The organism is Pseudomonas sp. NPDC099000, from assembly GCF_044759925.1.
Taxonomy (GTDB): Bacteria; Pseudomonadota; Gammaproteobacteria; order Pseudomonadales; family Pseudomonadaceae; genus Aquipseudomonas.
Genome location: NZ_JBIWAF010000041.1, coordinates 22,963 through 37,520, shown reverse-complemented (window position 1 = coordinate 37,520; position 14,558 = coordinate 22,963). Strand labels below are relative to the sequence as shown.

Sequence of the window (14,558 nt, the reverse complement as noted above, 5' to 3'; positions counted from 1 at the left end):
ACCACCTGATCCCATCCCGAACTCAGCAGTGAAACGATGCATCGCCGATGGTAGTGTGGGGTTTCCCCATGTGAGAGTAGGTCATCGTCAAGATTGAATTCCGAAACCCCTATCTGCGTATGCAGGTAGGGGTTTTGTTTTGTCCGTAGAAAAGTGGCGTGACAAAAAAGGGATAGCCCAACGGCTATCCCAGGTACAAAACGCACGAGTTCAAAGAAATAGTCGACTGTCGTTTTGGCCCTCAAGGACAACCATTCGGGAAAATCCCACTAAAGTGACTGCACAGTTTTTGGTATGGTGCAGCTCGTTTTTTTAACGGATTGATTTTTCAGGCCTACGGATCGGCACCCCTTTTATAGTCATAGAGCTGCTAGAGAAATGCCCGAACCGATACCCATCAAGGACCACGAAAAAGAGACGCGCCTCGTCAACAAACGGCTGATCGCCTGCGCCTTGTTCGTCGCCGCCATTTCCTGCGCACTTGTGGTGCGCATGTATTTCCTGCAAGTGGTCGAGTATGACTATCACTCGACAATCTCCGAAAACAACCGCGTCCATGTCCTGCCGATCACCCCGACGCGCGGGCTGATCTATGACCGCAACGGCGTGGTACTGGCAGACAACCGTCCCAGCTTCAACCTCACCATCACCCGCGAACGCGCCTCCGATGTCAAAGAAGAACTGGATGAAGTCGTCAACCTCCTGCATTTGCCAGCCGAAGACCGGACACTGTTCGACAAGGCCATGAAGCAGGCGCGCCACCCGTTCGTGCCGGTCACCCTGTTCTACGAGCTCAGTGAACAGCAAATCGCGGTTCTCGCGGTCAACGAGTTCCGTCTGCCGGGAATCGACGTCGAGCCCCAGTTCGTCCGCCATTACCCGTTGGGCGCACACTTCGCGCACTCGATCGGCTATGTCGGTCGCATCAACGAAAAAGAATCCAAAGCCCTCGACACGGTGGAGTACCGCGGCACTCAATCCATCGGCAAGACCGGCATCGAAAAATTCTACGAGTCGCAGTTGCATGGCCAAGTGGGTTATGAAGAAGTCGAAACCAACGCTCAGGGCCGCGTACTGCGAGTGCTCAAGCACACTGATCCGATCCCCGGCAAAAATATTGTCCTGAGCCTGGACGTCAAACTTCAGGAAGCCGCCGAGCAAGCCTTGGGCGATCGTCGTGGTTCAGTGGTGGCTCTCGACCCGTCGACCGGAGAAGTGCTGGCCATGGTCAGCAAGCCCAGTTTCGACCCAAACCTGTTCGTCACCGGCATCAGCTTCAAGGAATACGCGGCGCTGCACGACTCCATCGATCGGCCGCTGTTCAATCGCGTCCTGCGCGGTCTCTACGCGCCGGGTTCGACCATCAAGCCCGAGGTGGCCATTGCCGGCCTGGATGCCGGTGTCGTTACTCCCCAGACCCGTGTCTTCGACCCCGGTTATTACCAACTCCCGGACTTCGATCACAAATACCGTAACTGGAACCACAGCGGCGACGGCTGGGTGGACATGGACGCGGCGATCATGCGCTCCAACGACACCTATTTCTATGATCTGGCCCACAAGCTGGGCATCGATCGCCTGCACGACTACATGGCCATGTTCGGCCTCGGTGAAAAAGTCTCGCTGGACATGTTCGAAGAGTCTGCCGGGCTGATGCCATCCCAGGCCTGGAAGCGTGCCACGCGCCGTCAGGCATGGTTCCCGGGCGAAACCGTGATCCTTGGCATCGGCCAGGGCTACATGCAGGTCACGCCGCTGCAGCTGGCCCAGGCCACCGCGCTGATCGCCAATAAAGGCGTGTGGAACCGACCGCACCTGGCCAAGACTGTGGATGGCGTAGCGCCGGTGGACGAGCACCCGATGCCGAACATCCTGCTCAAGGATCCGCGTGACTGGGAACAGGTCAATCATGGCATGCAGATGGTGATGCACGACGCCCGCGGGATTGCCCGAGCCGCTGCGCAGGGCGCTCAGTACCGCATCGCTGGCAAGAGTGGTACCGCGCAAGTGGTCGCGATCAAGCAAGGCGAGCGCTACAACCGGGCGAAAACCCTGGAGCGTAACCGCGACAATGCCTTGTTTGTCGGCTTCGCCCCGGCCGAGCACCCGAAGATCGTCATCTCGGTGATGATTGAAAACGGTGAGGCCGGTGGTCGCGTCGCCGGCCCCGTGGTACGGCAGATCATGGACGCCTGGTTACTCGATCAGGACGGCCATCTCAAGCCGCAATACGCCACGCCGAGCAAAGCACCGGGCGATCCTCACGTCTGAGCACCCAAGGCTTCACACAGCACAGGCTCAAGAAACTTCAGCCTGTGCTGGAAGCTCTCCAGGCGCCGCCCGATCACTGTAGGCGCGTGGCTTGCCCGCGATGAACGATGACTCGGTCCCCCAGATGAAACCCAAGTGCTGCAAGGCACTTGCCATCGCCCTGACGACGTCGGCAATACCTCGAATCCCCTTGGCAGAGAAATCGTCCTCGCCTTCCACATGGCGCCGACCACGCCCACCGCTTCGCGGCGGATGGAGCTGTGGAACTGATCGTTGGGCATCAGCGGCAACGACACTTCAACGCTGGAACCTTCGATCTTGGTCGCCCAGCCGGCCATGTAGCGCAGAAAATCGATGGACAGCTGCACGTCCATGACCTGGGCCACCGCTGCGCTTTTACCGTTGTTCAGGCATTCCAGTTGCGCCAGCAGTTCGGCGTCGCGTTCAATCAGGTCGGCTAGTTTCCACAACAGGCTCTGCCGCTCCCGTGGGCGGGTGCGGGTCCAGGCCGAGTCATCGAAGGCCTGACGAGCGGCCAGCACGGCGCGGTCGACGTCCTCGGGCGTGGCCCGTGGCACTACGCAAAGCACTTCGCCGGTGGCCGGGTTGTGCAGGGGCATGGTCTGGCCATCGGCGGCCTCGACCCAGTCGCCGCCGATAAGCATGCGCGGAGCGCGCTGGATAAACGCCGAAGTGGCGGGAAGCAAGTAAGGGAGGGGCATGTGTCGAGACCTCTTGTTGTTCGTGAGAACGAGGCTTCGCAATGGCTGTGCCAAGTGCCGGGAAAAGTCGGACCACCCTTGGTCGGCGGGGTTTTGGGGCAATCAAGGAAGCGGCGGACTCAGTGCGGCTGTTGCAAATTGCGACAAACATGAGACGACGAGCAACCGGTTGCGACCTTGAGACACCCAGTAGTGGGGTCTAGAATTTTCTGGCTCGGTGGATGAAGCGATGGACCGTTCATCCGGCCACCCATCTGGCGTAAGGGAGGTAACGATGTTCCTTTCAACCCTGGAAATTCAAAGCATCATTGAACACAAAATGCTGCCCGCCGTGTGCACGTGCATCATGGAAGCAGACCAGTCTCTCACGATTCGGGTCTGTGATTGCATGACCGGAAAAGTGGACCTGATCGCCACGAACGTCCCCGTATGGAACTTGAACAGTCCCCATGACATTGCTGTACTGCTGGCGGATCTTCAGCAAAAAATCGAAGCTCATAAAAGACATTCCTCGACATTGGCCAGTTGAGCCGGCGTCCCCCGCAACACGCAAGTGCTGCGGGGGATGGCGGATCAGGAATGTAGCTTGCGCGAAATTTCATCAAACGTGTCGCCATCTACGGCAGCCAACAGTTTTTTGTCATCTTTGAGCGTCGCAAGAAAGGTCACTTCGGTTTCCTTGCCGGCCAGCATGAATCCCGCAATCGCGCCGATAGGCCCAAGGAACATCGCACCCGCCACGCCGAAGCCAATGGCGTCCTTGATGTTGTTGATCGATTCCGCGTTGGCTACTTCCACGCGCTTGAACGATGAGAGCGGGAGGGTGATGCCGGGCCACGGATGAAGCGACGTCCTGAGGGTAAAAACGCCGTCTTTGTACTCTCCATCACCCTGCAGAAAGTCCCCCGCCAGGACAGTGATGCTTGCCATTTTGTTTTCCCCTGACTGGCAATCGGTGAACCACCATTTCGCACCCGCCTGCAACGGCCGTCAATCGTCGGGCGATGAACTGTGTGGAACCAGCAGACCTATCGCCACGACTTTTCGCTGCTCTACACCACGGCGAAATTCAAGGACAAGAAGCAGGACCCCGCAACGGCCGAATACCTGTATGGACTGTTCAGCATCGACCTTAAAACCGGCAAGACCGAAACCACCGACTTCGGCCCGCTGACGGAAATCTACTTCAGTGGCATGCGCTCGCCCAAGGATCCGAACCTGATGTTTGGTGTGCTCAACCGCCTGGCCAAGTACGACATCAAGGAGAAGAAAATGCTGCAGGCGGCGACGCTGGATCATTCTTACTACTGCATTTCCTTCAATAAGGACGGCAGCAAGATCTACCTGGCGGGGACGTTTAATGACGTGGCGATTTTTGATCCCGAGAGCATGAAGCAAATTGGCAACATCAAATTGCCGGGTGGGGATATGGCGATCACGACGGCGCAGATATTTGTCCGGTAAATGGTGGCGTCTGAACTGACGCCATCGCGGGCAAGCCTCGCTCCTACAGGGTAGCGTCGTACCAAGTGGTGCGATCACTCCGAACCTGTAGGAGCGAGGCTTGCCCGCGAAGAGGCCCCAAAAGTCCCCGAATCATCAAGCCCCAGGCACCGGGCAACCCATATCCCCTTCCTGACACTTCAAATAATTCTTGAACGTCTCCACCCGCGCCTTGGTCAACTCAGTCACGCAGTTGCTGTAGATCAGCGGATACACACTCCCGCCTTCCACCCCGGCACTCGAGAACTTGCACTCGGCATCCCGAAACGCAATCCACGAACGCTGCGCCCCGATCAGCAGTTTTTTGCTGTCCGGATTGCTCTTCAAACGCTGGGTGATCTGCTGGTAAAGCGCATTCAACTCCTTATCCGCTGCCTTGTGATGCTGCGCTGCGCACTGGTTCATCGTGGCCTGGTCGGTCGCGTTGTCGCAGTCGGCAGCGTGGGCGACGGTGGTGAACAGCAAAGGCGTCAGGGCCAGGAGGAAGCGTGGGTGCATAGTGATTCTCGCTGTGATGGGTAAACGTTGAAATGCAGTGTAGCGAAGAGGGTGGTCAACCAATAACGAAGTGAGGTGCAACCTCTTTAGCCAAGCGCTTGCCTGCGTCAACGGTCCGCGTACATTGCCAGGCATTCGTCTGCGAGCCAGAACTTACCACTGCAAATGCAGCCGAATATTTCAGACATGCTTGATAACAACTCCCCATTGATACAACTTTAAGGTTGGTCTTGTGGTCTTACAGGCCTACTGTTCAGTACAGGAGGTGACTTATGAACCCAGCATCAGATCGCATCGAAAGGAAAATCCTGCTCAGAGTGCCGCGCTCGCACGTCTGGCGTGTGGTGGCCAATGCCGAAGCCTTCGGGCAGTGGTTTGGGGTGGCGCTGGAGGGCAAGCGCTTTGTCGCCGGTGAATGGACGCAAGGGCAGATCACTTACCCCGGTTATGAGCATTTGCTGTGGAATGTGCTGGTGGAGCGGGTTGAGCCGGAGCGGGTGTTTTCGTTTCGCTGGCACCCGTATGCGATAGAGCCCGATATCGATTACTCCCAGGAACCCACCACGCTGGTGAAGTTCGAGCTCGAAGACATGGATGAAGGCACTTTGTTGAAGGTCACCGAGTCCGGTTTTGATCACATTCCGCAGACGCGCAGGCTCAAGGCGTTCCGCATGGATAGCCGTGGCTGGGATGAGCAAATGAACAATATCGAAGAGTTTCTGAAAACCAGCGCCAAGGCTCGCGAGCATCAGGAAGAGTAGAGGCTGCATGTTTGAACCTTGGCTGAAACGCTGGGCACTGGTGCCGGACGGCGAACCGATCATCACGCCCGGCAGTCGTTTGCTGCCGGTACGGATGGGGGATTTGCCGGCCATGTTGAAGGTCGCCGTCGATGCCGAGGAAAAGTTCGGCAATCTGCTGATGACCTGGTGGGACGGCGAGGGCGCCGCACGGGTTTACGCTCATCATGGCGATGCGTTGGTGCTGGAACGTGCAGAAGGCGAGCGATCGCTGATGCACATGGCGCTCAACGGCCTGGATGACGAGGCCAGCCGGATCCTGTGCGCGGCGCTGGCTCGTTTACACGCACCGCGTCCATCATCACCACCGCCGCTGATTCCCTTATCGTCATGGTTCGCTTCCTTGCGCATGGCCGCCGAACAACAGGGCGGCACTTACTCGCTCAGTCTGAAAACCGCCGAAGCGCTGCTCGCCGAGCCGCAAGATGTGGTGGTTTTGCACGGTGATATGCATCACGACAATGTCCTGGATTTCGGCCCGCGAGGCTGGCTCGCTATCGATCCCAAGCGGGTGATCGGCGAGCGCGGGTTCGATTACGCCAACCTGATCTGCAATCCCGAACTGCCGACGGCGAATGATCCGCAGCGCTTCCAACGACAAATCGAGGTGGTGGCCGAAGCCGCGGGGCTTGAACGTCAACGGCTGCTTCAATGGGTGTTGGCGTTTGGCGGGTTGTCGGCGGCCTGGTTTCTCGAGGATAACGATGAGCTTGCGGCACACGGTCAGCTGCAGGCCTCTGAACTCGCGGCTTCCATGCTGGTTGCCTGACGCGTCTAAGGGTTTTCGGAAGGGCGGGTATGGCGAATGTCTTACACGCGATGGTAGCTATGTCGTCTGTTGCACATTGGATCCGAAGCGTAATCTAGCCTCATCAACTGAAGCACAGGAAGTGCTCCAGGATCACGGATGATCGACCATTAGCAAGGATTCGCTACCGACAGGAAGTCGATATGGTCTTGGGAAAACCCGCTTCGGCGGGTTTTTTTTCGTCTGCAGAAACTACGATCCCTTGTAGCAGCTGCCGAAGGCTGCGTTCGACTGCGCAGCAGTCGTAAACCATGCGGGCACGGTGCATCTGAATAAACGCCAGTGTGTGACCCAGCGACTGCTGCGCAGTCGAACGCAGCCTTCGGCAGCTGCTACAGGAATGGTGTTTCAGGGTTTAAATGGTCAAAGGCTTACACCGGCTAACGGGTATGTCGTCTTTTGATGCTTCGCCGTTGCGCTTATTCTGGATTCATCAACTGAAGCACAGGGAGTGCTCAGGATCACGGATGATCGACCATTGGCCAGGATGGCTGCCGACAGGATGTCGAAAATGGTCTTGAGAAACCCGCCGAGGCGGGTTTTTTTTCGCCTGTCGAAAAGTACAACTACAGCCTGGCCGCCGCCCGCTCAGTGATCTGCGCCCTTTGCTGCAGGGATGGCGCGGCACGCCGATGAGCTTCTGCCAATACGCTCTTTGGCGCTGTTTCAGGGCAGCCTGCCTGGAACGGCGGTGCCGGGGCGTACTCCAACTGCAACTGCACCAGCTCGGCCGTGTCCTTATCGAACAACTCAGCGGCCAGGGTCAGGGCAAAATCGATCCCTGCGGTAATCCCGCCACCGGTCAGCAGATTGCCGTCGCGCACGACGCGATCCTTCACCGGTATCGCCCCCAAAGGCGCCAACAATTCGTGGTAAGCCCAGTGCGTGGTCGCGCGTTTGCCCTTTAGCAGACCGGCCGCGCCGAGCACCAGCGCGCCGGTGCACACCGATGTGACATAACGTGCGTTGGCCGCCTGAGCCTTGATGAAGGCCAGCGTTTCTTCATCCTCCATCAACGGCCCGACACCGCTACCCCCGGGAATGCAGATCACATCCAGCGCCGGACAATCGTCGAAGGTCGTGGTCGGCTTCAGCACCAGCCCAGTGCTCGAAGTCACCGGCACCAGGTCCTTCCAGATCAAATGCACCTTCACGTCCGGCAGCGAGGCCAGCACGTCATAAGGGCCGGTGAGGTCCAGTTGTTGAACCTGTGGAAACAACAGAAAACCGATCTGCAAAGTCATGGTGTTTTTCTCATGAAGTGGGTGGACGGCTTCACTCTAGGCTCGTAGGATCTGGCGTATCCGCCAATCACCCCACGAATTACGCCAACATGCCGAAAACCATTCATGTGCTCGCATTCGCCAATGTGCAATTGCTCGACGTCACCGGGCCGTTGCAGGTGTTCGCCTCGGCCAACGACATCGCCCGTCAACAAGGCTTGCCGCTGCCCTACGCGCCGACGGTGATTGCCAACGGTGGCGGGGTGGTGATGTCGTCGGCGGGGCTGGCGCTGTTGGCCGAGCCGTTGCCCGAGCAAGGCAGCGATACCTTGATCATCGCCGGCGGCTGGGGTGTTTACGCGGCGGCGGAAGATGCGTCGTTGGTGGACTGGGTGCGTGAACATGCTACGGCGTGTCGGCGGGTGTCTTCGGTGTGCACCGGGGCGTTTTTACTGGCGGCCAGTGGTTGGCTCGATGGTCGGCGGGTGGTGACTCACTGGACCCGTTGCGAACAATTGGCGCAGAAGCATCCCCTATTGCGGGTCGAACCCAATCTGATCTTTATCAACGACGGCCCGGTCTGGACTTCGGCCGGAGTCACCGCCGGCATCGACCTTTCATTGGCGATGGTCGAGGAGGATCTCGGGCGCACGATGGCCCTGGAAGTCGCCCGGCAACTGGTGGTGTTCCTCAAGCGCCCGGGCGGTCAGTCGCAGTTCAGCGTGACCTTGTCCCTGCAAAAGGAAGGCAGCCGGTTCGACGAACTTCATGCCTGGATCAGCGAAAATCTCCCCATGGACCTGGGCATTCCGACACTCGCCTTGCAGGCCGGCATGAGCGAACGCAGCTTCGTTCGCCATTACCGCGCCGACACCGGCCAGACCCCGGCGCGGGCCATCGAGCTGATCCGGGTCGAAACCGCGCGACGCTTGCTCAGTGACACCGGTCTGCCAATCAAACGGGTGGCGGTGCAGTGTGGGTTCGGCAGTGAGGAGACGCTTCGCCGCAGTTTCCTGCGGGCCATGGGCGTAACGCCACAAGCCTATCGCGAGCGGTTTTCTGTCAGCGCTGAAGCAGATCCAGTAGTGCCTTGAGGGTCGCTTCGGGCGCTTCTTCGGGAATGTTGTGGCCAACGCCCGCCAGCACTCGCCGCTCATAAACTCCAGTGAAATGTTCGATGTCGTCATCGATCTCCTCGGCCGGTCCGACGCCATCGTCGGCCCCACACAGGGAAATCGTCGGGACGCTGATCGGCGGTTGCTTGGTCAGCGCTTCTTCCATCCACTCCAGTGCCGGATCCCCTGGCGTATACATTGGGGCACTCCAGAGGTGTTTTTTTGAAACGGATGATGCAAATCGACCAGAGTGCCGCCGGCTCAGGCCTCGACTTCCGCCACCTGGTTGAAGTACTTCGACCGGTCCGGCGTAAACGTCACCACCATCCTGGTCCGCGAACACGTCAGGGCCCGCTCTTCACCCAGATCAACATCCAGATCTTCCCCACGCAAACCCTGCCATTGGGCCAGGTATTTCAGGGATCCATATTTTTCGAGTTTCTTCAGGCTGCGGCTGACGCCACCTTTCCAGCCCAGCACTGGCAATTCAGCGACGAGGCAGCGTTGGGCGAGTTCGGGGAAACGGGCGGCGCGTTGGCGGCCGATTTCCCAGCATTTAATCAGGCCCTTGTCGTGGGCTTCCCACAGTTCATCGCGGTTCAGGCCGGAGCGGAGAGGGGTGTCGATGGGGCGGTGGATACGCTGGCTCATTCGGGTTCCTTGAATTCGGGTTTTATCGGGCAGCTCCGCTGCACCCGTTGACTGTCGATGGTAGGGGGGGATGTAACGGCTGGCAACAAACGATTTCGGGCAGTTGGAATGAGCGGTTTCGGGTGATTGGGCAGGTTTGTTTAATGGTTGTAGGTGCTTGCCCCGCATTGGCTACTGGTTTGCGGGTAGGCAGTAAGTTTTGTGTATGGCTGATGGCCTCTTCGCGGGCAAGCCGCGCTCCCACAGGTTTCGTGTCGGTTGCAAAAGGCGGGTTCGACACGGGGCCTGTGGGAGCGTGGCTTGCCCGCGAAAGGGGCGACGCGGTCTCAAGGCTGCCAGTAATTCTTCTCCCCACTCAATTTCCGATCCAGAAAGCTCGCCGCGCTGATCAGCGCCAGATGCGTCAGCGCTTGCGGCGTGTTGCCCAGATGTCGCGCATGGCTGTCGAATTCTTCGGCGTACAACCCCAGCGGGTTGGCGTATCTCAGCAATTGTTCAAATTCCAGGTGCGCCTTTTCCACTTGACCCGCCCGGGCCAGGCATTCGACGTACCAGAACGAACACGCGGCAAAGGCGCCTTCGGTGCCGGTGAGGCCGTCGATCTGCCTGTCTTCGTTGCGATAGCGGTAGACCATGCCGTCGCGGACCAGGGTTTTCTGGATGGCTTCGAGGGTCGACAACCAGCGCGGGTCCTTGGCGCTGACGAAGCGCACCAGCGGCATCAATAACATCGAACCGTCCAGCGCGGTGCCGCCGATGTGTTGCACGAAATGCCCGCGTTCTTCGTTCCAGAAGTTGTCCCAGATGTCGGCGTAGATCGCTTGGCGGGTCTGGTCCCAGCGGGCGAACGGCGCAGGGAGGGAGCGTTTGGAGGCGAGCCGAATGGCCCGGTCCAAGGCAACCCAGCACATCAGCCGCGAGTGCAGGAAGTGATGCTGCTCGCCGCGCATTTCCCAGATGCCCACGTCCTTTTGCTGCCAGGTTTCACAGACTTGATCCACGACTTCCACTGCGTGTTTCCAGCCTTCGTGGGAGATGGCGTCGCCGTATTTGTTGACCAGGTACACCGCGTCCATCAGCTCGCCGAAGATGTCGAGCTGGACTTGATCGTAAGCTTGATTGCCGATGCGCACCGGCGTCGCGCCGCCGTGGCCGGACAGGTGCGAGAGCTCGGTTTCCGGCACTTCCTGGCGACCGTCGATGGCGTAGAGGATGTTGAGTTTCATCGGTTTGCCCTGACAATCGCTGACGCGCCCGCGCAGCCAGCGCATGTAATCGTTGGCCTCCTGAACGAAGCCCAGACGCATGAACGCGTAGACGGTGAACGACGCGTCACGGATCCAGGTGTAGCGGTAGTCCCAGTTGCGTTCGCCGCCGGGGGTTTCCGGCAGGCCGAACGTGGCTGCGGCGACGATCGCGCCGTGTCTGCGCGAGGTCAGCAGCTTCAGGGTCAGGGCCGAACGATTGACCATTTCCCGCCAGCGACCGCGGTAGTTGGACTGGCCGCTCCAGTCACGCCAGAACTTCAGCGTGCGTTCCAGGCACAACCCGGCGGCGCCTTTCTTGAAACGCGGGTCGTCGATGCCGCCGAGCAGGAATTCGGCGCCCTGGTCTTGTTTGAGGGTGAATTCGGCGACGGCCGCGTTGCCGTCGACACGCAAGGTCTGATCCGATGACAGGCGCAGAGAGGGCTGATTGTCGGCCTCGAAAGCCACGTCTTTTTCATCCATGCGCGCGCGGGTCTTGGCGCGAGCGTAGTCATGCCGCACGGCGCAACGCATGTGAAACGTCGCCTGGCCGCTGACCACCCGAACCTGGCGCATCAGCACCGGCAGATCATCTTCACTGTCGCCGATCGGCAGCAGGTCGGTGACTTCGACCACGGCGCGATCGCTGAGCCAGCGGGTTTGCAGCACGTTGGTGTCGGGCAGATAAATCTGTTCGCGGCGGGCATCGGGCAGGTCTGGCGACAATTGGAAAATACCGGCCTCGGGCGTGTCCAGCAGCGAGCAGAAGATCGACGGGCTGTCGAACTCCGGCCAGCAGAAAAAGTCGACGCTGCCCTTGTCATTGACCAGCGCCGCGCTGCGCATGTCGCCGATGATGCCGTGGGCGTCGATGGCGCTTTGTCGCTCGGGATGATGATCAGCCATTGCCGCGAAACTCCGGATAGAGGCTCATGCCGCCGTCGATGAACAGGGTGGTGCCGACGATATAGTCGGATGCGTCCGAGGCGAGGAAGACCACCGCGTTGGCGATGTCCTCGACTGCACCGACCCGGCCATAAGGGATGAGTTTGAGTAGATCCTGCAGGTGCTCGCCCGAGGTGGCATCGCGATTGATCGCCGTGCGAATCGCCCCCGGTGCGATGCCGTTGATGCGGATGCGCTGGTGGCTGACTTCCTGGGCGAGGGTTTGCATCAGCATGTCCACTCCACCCTTGGACGCGGCGTAATTGACGTGGCCGGCCCAGGGAATCCGCTGGTGCACCGAGCTCATATGGATGATTTTGCCGGCGGCCCGGGACACGCCTTCGCGAATACCCTGGCGATTGAAAATACGCAGGGCGGCGCGGGCGCAGAGGAATTGACCGGTGAGGTTGACGCCGATCACCTGGTTCCAGTCAGCGAGGGTCATATCCACGGCCTTGGCGTCTTTTTGCATACCCGAATTGGCCACTAGAATGTCCAGCGAACCGAACGCCTCGAGGGTTTGGGCAAAGAGCCGTTCGACGTCCTCTTCTTTGGATACATCGGCGCCAATGGCGATGGCCCGGCCGCCTTCAGCGTTGATCGTGCGGGCGAGCTCCTCGGCGGGGGCGGCCTGGGAATTGTAGTTGATCACCACCGCGGCCCCAGCGGCGGCCAACGCCTTGGCAGCGCCTGCACCGATGCCGGAACTGGCACCGGTGACGAGGGCGACTTGTTGGTCGAGGGAAATCTGCATCAGCGTTAGCGCCTTGAACTGAGGGCTTAATTAGCTGACTGGCGGGTGCTGGCGAGAGTTCAGGGCAGATCATGAAAAAAAGATCTTAATCTTCGCGCATTCAGCGCAGACGATTGATGATCAGGTCGACCAGTCCATGAAGGCGGTCGGTTCTGCCTGCCAGGATTTTCAATGCGTCATGTGCTTGCTCGAGCCGCTTGCCGGCCGGCTAGCGCTTGATCTCTCCAGGCGCTTAGCCCGGCGGGTCCAACTGTTTCGAGCAGTCTGCGGAACCAGATAGTGAAGGTCTCGGGTTCGGCGGCAATACGCAGCGTAAGCTCGGACAGTGTTTGCCATTGCCAGTCATTGGCCTCTTCGGGATTGACGACGGGGTCGCAATCGCAGGTCCCGACGAATATATGGCCGTATTCGTGCTCGATGAGCTGGTTTGAAACCGGCTCACGGTAGAGAAGGGTAAAGACTTTAAGCAACGGACAGGTGATGCCCATTTCTTCAAACAAGCGGCGTTTCGCTGCGGCAGCGGTCCGTTCGCCCGGGCGGGGATGACCGCAGCAGGTATTGCTCCACAAACCCTGGGAATGGTATTTGCCGAACGCGCGCTGTTGCAGCAGCAGGCGGCCTTCGCTGTTAAAAATGAAGATTGAGAAAGCGCGGTGCAAGAGGCCCTGTTGATGGGCTTGCAACTTCTCGGCGATGCCTTTTTTGTGATCCTGGTGGTCGACCAGAATAAGAAATTCGTCCATAGCCAGACTCCATGGTGTCTTCGCTACCGGACCTTTACTGCTGACCAGACGACGTAGGGAAATTCAGACGTGTACCTGTATTAATCGAAATCTAGTCAAGGCTTTTGCCCTCTGCAAATTTCCGTTAGACCGTTTTAATTGTCTTGTTAAAGTGCCAAAGGGTGTGCCGACCTAAGTGTTTTGTACACGTTTGAGCGGCGATACTCGCCAGAACTCTTCCCCTCGCCACACTATCAATGTCCGGCACCTCTACAACGTTGAGACTAATTCCCCGCTGCGCTCATCCGTTCCCTTGGTAGACAACTATTCGAGGTAAGCCCGGTGACCCAGCTGACATTGCTGTGCCTGCCCTATTCAGGCGCGAGCGCCATGGTCTACAGCCGCTGGCGGCGCAAACTGCCGGAGTGGCTCAAGCTGCAGCCGGTGGAACTGCCGGGCCGGGGCGCGCGGTATGGCGAGCCGTTGCACACCGACATGCGACGCCTGGCGCTGCAACTCGCCCAGGAACAAAAAGCCACGCTCGAGGCGCCGTATGCGTTGTTCGGCCATAGCCTTGGCGCCTTGCTGGCCTGTGAAATGGCCCATGCCTTTCGCTCGCTGGGTTGCCCGGAGCCGGTGGCGCTGTTCGCCTCGGGCACGGCCGCACCGACCATGCGGGCCGACTACGATCGCGGTTTCGCCGAGCCCAAGACCGATGCCGAGTTGATCGATCAACTGCGCACCCTCAACGGCACCAGCGAAGAAGTGCTGGCCAATGAAGAGCTGATGAGCCTGACGCTGCCGGTGCTGCGCGCGGACTTCCTGCTGTGCGGGCGCTTCGAACCGCAGATGCGTCCCTTGCTCAAGTGCCCGGTGCACGTGCTCGGCGGCAAGGCTGATCGGGCCACCACCGAGCAGTTGATCGGCTGGAGCAAAGAAACCCACGGCAGTTTTTCCGTGGACATGCTGGCCGGCGGTCACTTCTTTATCCATGAGCACGAGGCCAAGGTGCTGCGGGTGATCAAGGATCAGCTCGATGTGCACCATCGCCGACACGCCATGGCCGCCAGCGCCTGATCCCATCCCCAGCATCACTCAATTCCCTGTAGGAGTGAGCCTGCTCGCGAAGTGTCAGTCGACATCAAGGGTGGCTGACACACCGGCTTCGCGAGCAGGCTCGCTCCTACAATGATCTTCATCACTCTGACACCCCGCGTTCTACCTTCTTTCTGATACTTGTTCTCAATCGCTAATTTTTCCGGTCTGCATTCGTTTTATAGGGACGACGTGCCTTTGTGC

Annotated in this window: 13 protein-coding genes, 1 rRNA gene and 3 pseudogenes; 8 read left to right on the top strand and 9 right to left on the bottom strand. The window is 59.2% G+C overall.

Going from position 1 to position 14,558, the window contains the following annotated elements:
- Positions 1-93: ribosomal RNA gene (gene rrf, locus ACIQV9_RS27440) — 5S ribosomal RNA — on the top strand; the annotation flags it as partial.
- Positions 94-378: 285 nt separating this feature from the next.
- Positions 379-2,271 carry a penicillin-binding protein 2 gene (gene mrdA / locus ACIQV9_RS27435; protein WP_403108089.1) on the top strand — a complete coding sequence of 631 codons (1,893 nt, stop codon included), beginning with the start codon at positions 379-381 and terminating at the stop codon, positions 2,269-2,271.
- Between the two features lie 218 nt (positions 2,272-2,489).
- Here mrdA and ACIQV9_RS27430 read toward each other — a convergent pair.
- A pseudogene (locus ACIQV9_RS27430) lies at positions 2,490-2,993 on the bottom strand (aldehyde dehydrogenase family protein); the annotation flags it as partial.
- A gap of 274 nt (positions 2,994-3,267) precedes the next feature.
- Between ACIQV9_RS27430 and ACIQV9_RS27425 the strand changes: the two are divergent.
- Entirely contained in the window at positions 3,268-3,522 is a 255-nt protein-coding gene (locus ACIQV9_RS27425; protein WP_403108087.1) for a DUF1652 domain-containing protein, read from the top strand.
- 44 nt (positions 3,523-3,566) lie between these two features.
- Here the strand turns inward: ACIQV9_RS27425 and ACIQV9_RS27420 are convergent, their stop codons facing one another.
- Complete coding sequence (locus ACIQV9_RS27420) at positions 3,567-3,923, bottom strand: hypothetical protein (RefSeq protein WP_403108085.1); 357 nt, start codon at positions 3,921-3,923, stop codon at positions 3,567-3,569.
- A gap of 81 nt (positions 3,924-4,004) precedes the next feature.
- Here ACIQV9_RS27420 and ACIQV9_RS27415 point away from each other — a divergent pair.
- A pseudogene (locus ACIQV9_RS27415) lies at positions 4,005-4,457 on the top strand (quinohemoprotein amine dehydrogenase subunit beta); the annotation flags it as partial.
- Positions 4,458-4,592: 135 nt separating this feature from the next.
- Here the strand turns inward: ACIQV9_RS27415 and ACIQV9_RS27410 are convergent.
- Positions 4,593-4,994: a lysozyme inhibitor LprI family protein gene (locus ACIQV9_RS27410; protein ID WP_403108082.1), complete on the bottom strand. Its 402-nt coding sequence runs from the start codon at positions 4,992-4,994 to the stop codon at positions 4,593-4,595.
- Between the two features lie 272 nt (positions 4,995-5,266).
- On the opposite strand from ACIQV9_RS27410, the gene ACIQV9_RS27405 reads away from it, so the two are divergent.
- Together ACIQV9_RS27405 and ACIQV9_RS27400 are read left to right on the top strand one after the other, a co-directional pair.
- Complete coding sequence (locus tag ACIQV9_RS27405; protein WP_403108080.1) at positions 5,267-5,755, top strand: SRPBCC family protein; 489 nt, start codon at positions 5,267-5,269, stop codon at positions 5,753-5,755.
- Positions 5,756-5,762: 7 nt separating this feature from the next.
- On the top strand, positions 5,763-6,563 hold the full coding sequence (locus ACIQV9_RS27400; protein ID WP_403108077.1) for an aminoglycoside phosphotransferase family protein: 801 nt from the start codon (positions 5,763-5,765) through the stop codon (positions 6,561-6,563).
- A 605-nt stretch (positions 6,564-7,168) separates the two neighbouring features.
- On the opposite strand, the gene inhA is transcribed toward ACIQV9_RS27400, so the two are convergent.
- Positions 7,169-7,846 (bottom strand): isonitrile hydratase, encoded by a 678-nt coding sequence (gene inhA / locus ACIQV9_RS27395; RefSeq protein ID WP_403108074.1) that lies wholly within the window; start codon positions 7,844-7,846, stop codon positions 7,169-7,171.
- Positions 7,847-7,935: 89 nt separating this feature from the next.
- On the opposite strand from inhA, the gene ACIQV9_RS27390 reads away from it, so the two are divergent.
- Complete coding sequence (locus ACIQV9_RS27390; protein ID WP_403108071.1) at positions 7,936-8,919, top strand: GlxA family transcriptional regulator; 984 nt, start codon at positions 7,936-7,938, stop codon at positions 8,917-8,919.
- On the opposite strand, the pseudogene ACIQV9_RS27385 reads toward ACIQV9_RS27390, so the two are convergent.
- From ACIQV9_RS27385 to idi, 5 genes and pseudogenes are all read right to left on the bottom strand, one after another.
- Positions 8,888-9,139 (bottom strand): annotated as a pseudogene (locus ACIQV9_RS27385) (alpha/beta fold hydrolase); the annotation flags it as partial. The gene ACIQV9_RS27390 and the pseudogene ACIQV9_RS27385 overlap by 32 nt on opposite strands.
- Positions 9,140-9,201: 62 nt before the next feature.
- Complete coding sequence (locus ACIQV9_RS27380; RefSeq protein WP_403108068.1) at positions 9,202-9,591, bottom strand: hypothetical protein; 390 nt, start codon at positions 9,589-9,591, stop codon at positions 9,202-9,204.
- A 326-nt stretch (positions 9,592-9,917) separates the two neighbouring features.
- The gene (locus ACIQV9_RS27375; protein ID WP_403108067.1) at positions 9,918-11,744 is read right to left on the bottom strand and encodes a glycoside hydrolase family 15 protein; all 1,827 of its coding nucleotides are present in this window, start codon (positions 11,742-11,744) and stop codon (positions 9,918-9,920) included.
- Entirely contained in the window at positions 11,737-12,537 is an 801-nt protein-coding gene (locus ACIQV9_RS27370) for a glucose 1-dehydrogenase (RefSeq protein WP_403108065.1), read from the bottom strand. Before ACIQV9_RS27370 ends, ACIQV9_RS27375 begins: the two co-directional genes overlap by 8 nt.
- A gap of 176 nt (positions 12,538-12,713) precedes the next feature.
- Positions 12,714-13,280 carry an isopentenyl-diphosphate Delta-isomerase gene (gene idi / locus ACIQV9_RS27365; protein WP_403108062.1) on the bottom strand — a complete coding sequence of 189 codons (567 nt, stop codon included), beginning with the start codon at positions 13,278-13,280 and terminating at the stop codon, positions 12,714-12,716.
- Positions 13,281-13,601: 321 nt separating this feature from the next.
- Between idi and ACIQV9_RS27360 the strand changes: the two genes are divergently transcribed.
- A complete protein-coding gene (locus ACIQV9_RS27360) occupies positions 13,602-14,336 on the top strand; it encodes a thioesterase II family protein (protein ID WP_403108060.1) in 735 nt (244 codons plus the stop codon).
- Positions 14,337-14,558 lie beyond the last annotated feature (222 nt).

Coding starts and splice junctions, on each gene's coding strand:
- idi (WP_403108062.1), bottom strand. CDS start 13,280: ATGGACGAATTTCTTATTCTGGTCGACCACCAGGATCACAAAAAAGGC.
- ACIQV9_RS27380 (WP_403108068.1), bottom strand. CDS start 9,591: ATGAGCCAGCGTATCCACCGCCCCATCGACACCCCTCTCCGCTCCGGC.
- mrdA (WP_403108089.1), top strand. CDS start 379: ATGCCCGAACCGATACCCATCAAGGACCACGAAAAAGAGACGCGCCTC.
- ACIQV9_RS27390 (WP_403108071.1), top strand. CDS start 7,936: ATGCCGAAAACCATTCATGTGCTCGCATTCGCCAATGTGCAATTGCTC.
- ACIQV9_RS27375 (WP_403108067.1), bottom strand. CDS start 11,744: ATGGCTGATCATCATCCCGAGCGACAAAGCGCCATCGACGCCCACGGC.
- ACIQV9_RS27370 (WP_403108065.1), bottom strand. CDS start 12,537: ATGCAGATTTCCCTCGACCAACAAGTCGCCCTCGTCACCGGTGCCAGT.
- ACIQV9_RS27400 (WP_403108077.1), top strand. CDS start 5,763: ATGTTTGAACCTTGGCTGAAACGCTGGGCACTGGTGCCGGACGGCGAA.
- ACIQV9_RS27405 (WP_403108080.1), top strand. CDS start 5,267: ATGAACCCAGCATCAGATCGCATCGAAAGGAAAATCCTGCTCAGAGTG.
- inhA (WP_403108074.1), bottom strand. CDS start 7,846: ATGACTTTGCAGATCGGTTTTCTGTTGTTTCCACAGGTTCAACAACTG.
- ACIQV9_RS27425 (WP_403108087.1), top strand. CDS start 3,268: ATGTTCCTTTCAACCCTGGAAATTCAAAGCATCATTGAACACAAAATG.
- ACIQV9_RS27410 (WP_403108082.1), bottom strand. CDS start 4,994: ATGCACCCACGCTTCCTCCTGGCCCTGACGCCTTTGCTGTTCACCACC.
- ACIQV9_RS27420 (WP_403108085.1), bottom strand. CDS start 3,923: ATGGCAAGCATCACTGTCCTGGCGGGGGACTTTCTGCAGGGTGATGGA.